The sequence below is a fragment of the Streptomyces sp. NPDC050388 genome (assembly GCF_040655635.1).
In the GTDB taxonomy this organism is placed as follows: domain Bacteria; phylum Actinomycetota; class Actinomycetes; order Streptomycetales; family Streptomycetaceae; genus Streptomyces.
Genome location: NZ_JBFAKH010000201.1, coordinates 1 through 4,569, shown reverse-complemented (window position 1 = coordinate 4,569; position 4,569 = coordinate 1). Strand labels below are relative to the sequence as shown.

The following is a 4,569-nucleotide window of genomic DNA, read 5'->3' as shown; positions in this document are numbered from 1 at the left end:
TACCGGGCGTGCGCGCAGTGCAGCAGCATCCGCTGCTCCTGCGCGGCCGTCGGGTACATCCGGAAACGTGACATGCCGCCGAACCTAGCCCCGCCACCCGCCCCGCTCTGCGCATCCGGTCAGGCTCACCCGAACGAGCGACCGACCCCCGCCACCACTCCCGGCCACGCACCATCACACCCTTCCCATGACCAAGCCCGCCACCGTCCTCTTCCGGGACGCCGCATCGCCCCGCAGGCGATGCGGCTCCTCCTGTCCCGCTTTGCGGGAACGGGCATTCACCCCGGCCCTGAAGGGCCGGGCACCCTGCCGGCAAGAGAGGTGGGTGTTCCTGCTGCGCTACGTGCCCGACAGCCCCAAGGGCCTTCTCGGGATCTCACCCAACCGCTACCTCTTGGTGCGCTTCTTCACCCCCGCCGCGGCCGTGGCGATGGCCTTCCTGCTCATATTCGGCCTCGCTGGGGGCTGGAGCCTCGCCGACCGGATGCTCGCACCGCTCAAACGGATCACGGACGCGGCACGGACGGCCGGGAACGGATCGCTGTCCCACCGGATCCGCAGGGAGGGCAGCCAGGACGAATTTCGTGAACTCGCCGACGCGTTCGACACCATGCTCGAACAACTCAAGTCGCACGTCGCCGAGCAGCGGAGGTTCGCCGTGAACGCCTCCCACGGACTGCGCACCCCGCTGGCCATCTCACAGGCACTGCTCGATGTCGCCCGCAGGGACCCCACGCCGGCGCCGGCCTCGGCCTCGCCCTCGTGCACAGCATCGTCCGCGCCCACGACGGGACCCTCGACATCGTCCCCCGCCCCGCCGGCGGTCTCCTCGCCACGGTCAGGCTGCCCGGCACGCCGTAGGCATCGCCCCTGATGGAACCGGCCCGACCGTACCGGGCCCGACCAGGCAGGATGGAGACATGGATCTCCGCATCTTCACCGAGCCCCAGCAGGGGGCGACCTACGACACCTTGCTCACCGTCGCCAAGGCCACCGAGGACCTCGGTTTCGACGCCTTCTTCCGCTCCGACCACTACCTCAAAATGGGCTCCGGCGACGGCCTGCCCGGCCCCACCGACGCCTGGATCACCCTGGCCGGCCTCGCCCGCGAGACCCAGCGCATCCGGCTCGGCACCCTGATGACCGCCGGCACCTTCCGCCTCCCCGGCGTCCTCGCCATCCAGGTCGCCCAGGTGGACCAGATGTCCGGCGGCCGCATCGAACTCGGCCTGGGAGCGGGCTGGTTCGAGGAGGAGCACACGGCGTACGGCATCCCCTTCCCCAAGGAGAAGCTCGCCCGCCTGGAGGAGCAGCTGGAGATCGTCACCGGGCTGTGGGCCACCGAGCCCGGCCAGACCTACGACTTCCACGGCACCTACTACGACCTCACGAACTCCCCGGCGCTCCCCAAGCCCGCCCAGTCGAAGGTCCCGGTGCTCATCGGCGGCCACGGCGCCGTCCGCACCCCCCGGCTCGCCGCGCGGTTCGCCGACGAGTTCAACATGCCCTTCGCCTCCCTCGAGGACAGCGAGCGCCAGTTCGGCCGGGTACGCGCCGCCGCCCGGGAAGCCGGCCGCGACCCCGGCGACCTCGTGTACTCCAACGCCCTGGTCGTTTGCGTCGGCAAGGACGACCGGGAGATCGCCCGCCGTGCCGCCGCGATCGGCCGCGAGGTCGACGAGCTCAAGGCCAACGGCCTGGCGGGCTCGCCCGCCGAGGTCGTCGACAAGATCGGCCGCTACGCCGAGATCGGCTCCCGCCGCATCTACCTCCAGATCCTCGACCTCTCCGACCTCGACCACCTGGAACTGATCTCCTCCCAGGTCCAGTCCCAGCTGTCCTAGCCCCTCCGGCCGCACGGACAGACCACCCCCGCACGACCCACACCCGCAGGCCTGCACGCACTCACGGCAGGCCTGCGGACGGAGTCTCGCCGTCCTCGCTCGTGATCTCGGGTTGCCGGGGTTGCCGTACAGCAACGGCTACCAGTCCCGCCAATCGTCCGTGATCCCGGTGCGGCTGACGCCTCGTCTCGCTGCCAGGGCAGGAACGTCGTTGCCGTGCTCCGTCGAGGTCTGATCGATGTAGGGGCACAGCTCTTCACGCTCTTCCGTCTCACAGCCCGCGCCGTCGTGATCCTCGTTGATCTGGTTCAGCAACAGAACGATGGGCTTGATCGCTTCGAAGACCTGCTCGTCGCCCTGGCTCCGAAGCGCCTCCGCATCCGACTCGAACGAGCAGAGTGCCTCATCCGTCGCCGCCAGCAGTGACTGAGGGAAGAGCTCCGACAGAAAGACATCACGAGGAATCAGTCCCGGCGGTTGCCGTCCACGATGACCGGGGTGCCGTTGCCCGAGCCGCAGGGCACGGCGTAGACCGGGTTCTCCTTGGCCGCTTCCCTGTACGCGTCGATGCACTGGTTCAGCAGAACCTTGTCGGTCAAGGAGTCGTTGAGGATCTTGTTGGCGCGGGCGATGCCCTCGGCCTCGATCTTGCGGCGCTTGGCCTCCTCCTCCGCCGTGCGGGTTGCCTCGACGGCCCGCTCGGTGGCCTCCTTCTGCTGGATCTTGCGGTCGATCTGCTTCTGGAGGGCGTCCGAGGGCTTGACGTTGCGCAGGTTCACGGCGGTGATGTCGATACCGCGGGGCGCGAGTCGCTCCTTGATCAACTTGCCGATCTCCGCGTTGATCTCCTCTCGGGCCGAGGCGTAGCCCTGCTCGCTGGTGTAGCGGGCGAAGACGTTCCGGACGATCTCCCGGCTGTCCGGGTAGACCAGTCGCTGCTGAATGGCTTCCTCGCTCCCTGCCAGCCGGTACAGCTCCGCCGCCTTGTCCGGTGTGACCGCCCACTTCACGGTCACCTCCGTGTACATCACACCGCCCTGGGAGGACCGCACCTCGACGACGTCCTTGTCGGAGAGGCTGAGGTCGACCGGACGGGTCGAGAAGGGCGTGACATCGGTGAAGGGCGACTTCAGGTGCATCCCGGACGTCATCGGCGTACCCACTTTGCCGAACGTCACCGGCACGCCGACCTCGTAGGCGCTGACGACGTACACAGTGCTGGCGATGCCGAAGAGCACGCTGCCGAGCAGTGCGGCGCCGGCCCCCAGCCGAAGCCGGAGCGAGTTCCGGGCACGGGCGACGAAGTACATCACCACGGCGGCGACAGCGAGCAGGCATGACAGTACGAGCACGGTGGCTCCCCCCTGAGAGACCCTGAGCGGTACCCCCCGGTACCGCTTGCCAGCGGAGGATATGGCATCCGAAGTGCGGAGAGAACAGAGGGTGTTCGCAAGCGGCGCGGGAAGTTCGCCGCTGAGCGACCGGCGGGGCTGGTGGACGAGGCACCTACCGGCCGGCCGAAGTCCGAGCTGGTCCTGGCCGAGGACGAGCGGGCCCAGCTGCTGCGCTGGGCGAGGCGGGCGAAGACCGCCCAGTACCTCGCGCTGCGGGCGAAGATCGTGCTGCGGTGCGCCGAGGGCGGGACGAACAAACAGGTCGCCGCCGATCCGGGGGTGGACCAGTCGACCGTGGAGCGCTGGCGGGCCCGCTTCGTAGCCGATCGCCTCGACGGCCTGCAGGACGAACCGCGAACCGGCCGGCCGCCCTCGATCCTGCTCGACCAGGTCGAAGGCATCATCGTCGCGACCCTGGAATCCACCCCGGGCCAGGACACGCACTGGTCGCGGGCCTCGATGGCCAAGCGCACCGGGCTGTCGAAGTCCACCATCGGGCGGATCTGGAAGAGGTTCGACCTCAAGCCGCACCTGCAGGACTCCTCCAAACTCTCCACCGACCCGCAGTTCGTCGACAAGGTCGTCGACGTCGTCGGCCCGTACCACAACCCGCCTGAGAAGGCAGTGCTGTTATGCGTGGACGAGAAGGCGCAGATCCAGGCGCTGGACCGCTCGCAGCCGGCGCTGCCGATGCTGCCCGGCATGCCCGAGCGGCGTACTCACGACTACCTGCGGCACGGCATCACCAGCCTGTTCGCCGCGTTCAACATCGCCGACGGCACCGTCATCGGTGAACTCCACCGCCGCCACCGGGCCATCGAGTTCAAGAAGTTCCTGGTCACGATGGACAAGGCGGTGCCCGCCGGTTTTGATGTGCACTTGGTGTGCGACAACTACGTCACCCACAAGACCCCCGAGATCCAGCAGCGGCTCGCCCGACACCCCCGCTTCCACGTGCACTTCACGCCGACCGGCTCCTCCTGGATCAACCAGGTGGAGCGGTGGTTCGGTCTGCTGACGGACAGACTCATCCGCCGCGGCGTCCACACCTCTGTGAAGGCCCTCGAGGACGACATCCGCGACTGGATCGGCACCTGGAACGAGAACCCCAGACCGTTCACCTGGACCAAGACCGCTGACGAGATCCTCACATCCCTCGCCGACTACCTTGCCAGGATCGCCCCGCTCGACAGCCAAGCCAGAGAGAACTGACCCTCAGGATTTCTGGCGCAGCCCACTACTGATCTTTTCGTTAGTTCGGTGGGTGTGGCGGGCTCGTTGGTGGGAGTCTGGTGTCGTGTCTTTCAAGCCTTCGCCTGTTGTCTCCGGGC

Annotated in this window: 4 protein-coding genes and 1 pseudogene; 3 read left to right on the top strand and 2 right to left on the bottom strand. The window is 68.2% G+C overall.

Going from position 1 to position 4,569, the window contains the following annotated elements:
* Nucleotides 1-322: 322 nt before the first annotated feature.
* Nucleotides 323-861: pseudogene (locus AB0I73_RS40495) on the top strand (HAMP domain-containing protein); the annotation flags it as partial.
* 59 nt (nucleotides 862-920) lie between these two features.
* Nucleotides 921-1,844 carry an LLM class F420-dependent oxidoreductase gene (locus AB0I73_RS40490; protein ID WP_363045386.1) on the top strand — a complete coding sequence of 308 codons (924 nt, stop codon included), beginning with the start codon at nucleotides 921-923 and terminating at the stop codon, nucleotides 1,842-1,844.
* 138 nt (nucleotides 1,845-1,982) lie between these two features.
* Here AB0I73_RS40490 and AB0I73_RS40485 read toward each other — a convergent pair whose 3' ends face one another.
* Together AB0I73_RS40485 and AB0I73_RS40480 are read right to left on the bottom strand one after the other, a co-directional pair.
* Nucleotides 1,983-2,159, bottom strand: a complete 177-nt coding sequence (locus tag AB0I73_RS40485; protein ID WP_363045385.1) for a hypothetical protein — start codon at nucleotides 2,157-2,159, stop codon at nucleotides 1,983-1,985.
* A gap of 149 nt (nucleotides 2,160-2,308) precedes the next feature.
* Nucleotides 2,309-3,196, bottom strand: coding sequence for a prohibitin family protein (locus AB0I73_RS40480; RefSeq protein WP_363045384.1), 888 nt, complete (start codon nucleotides 3,194-3,196; stop codon nucleotides 2,309-2,311).
* Between the two features lie 141 nt (nucleotides 3,197-3,337).
* Between AB0I73_RS40480 and AB0I73_RS40475 the strand changes: the two genes are divergently transcribed.
* A complete protein-coding gene (locus AB0I73_RS40475; protein ID WP_363045383.1) occupies nucleotides 3,338-4,450 on the top strand; it encodes an IS630 family transposase in 1,113 nt (370 codons plus the stop codon).
* Nucleotides 4,451-4,569 lie beyond the last annotated feature (119 nt).

Coding starts and splice junctions, on each gene's coding strand:
- AB0I73_RS40490 (WP_363045386.1), top strand. CDS start 921: ATGGATCTCCGCATCTTCACCGAGCCCCAGCAGGGGGCGACCTACGAC.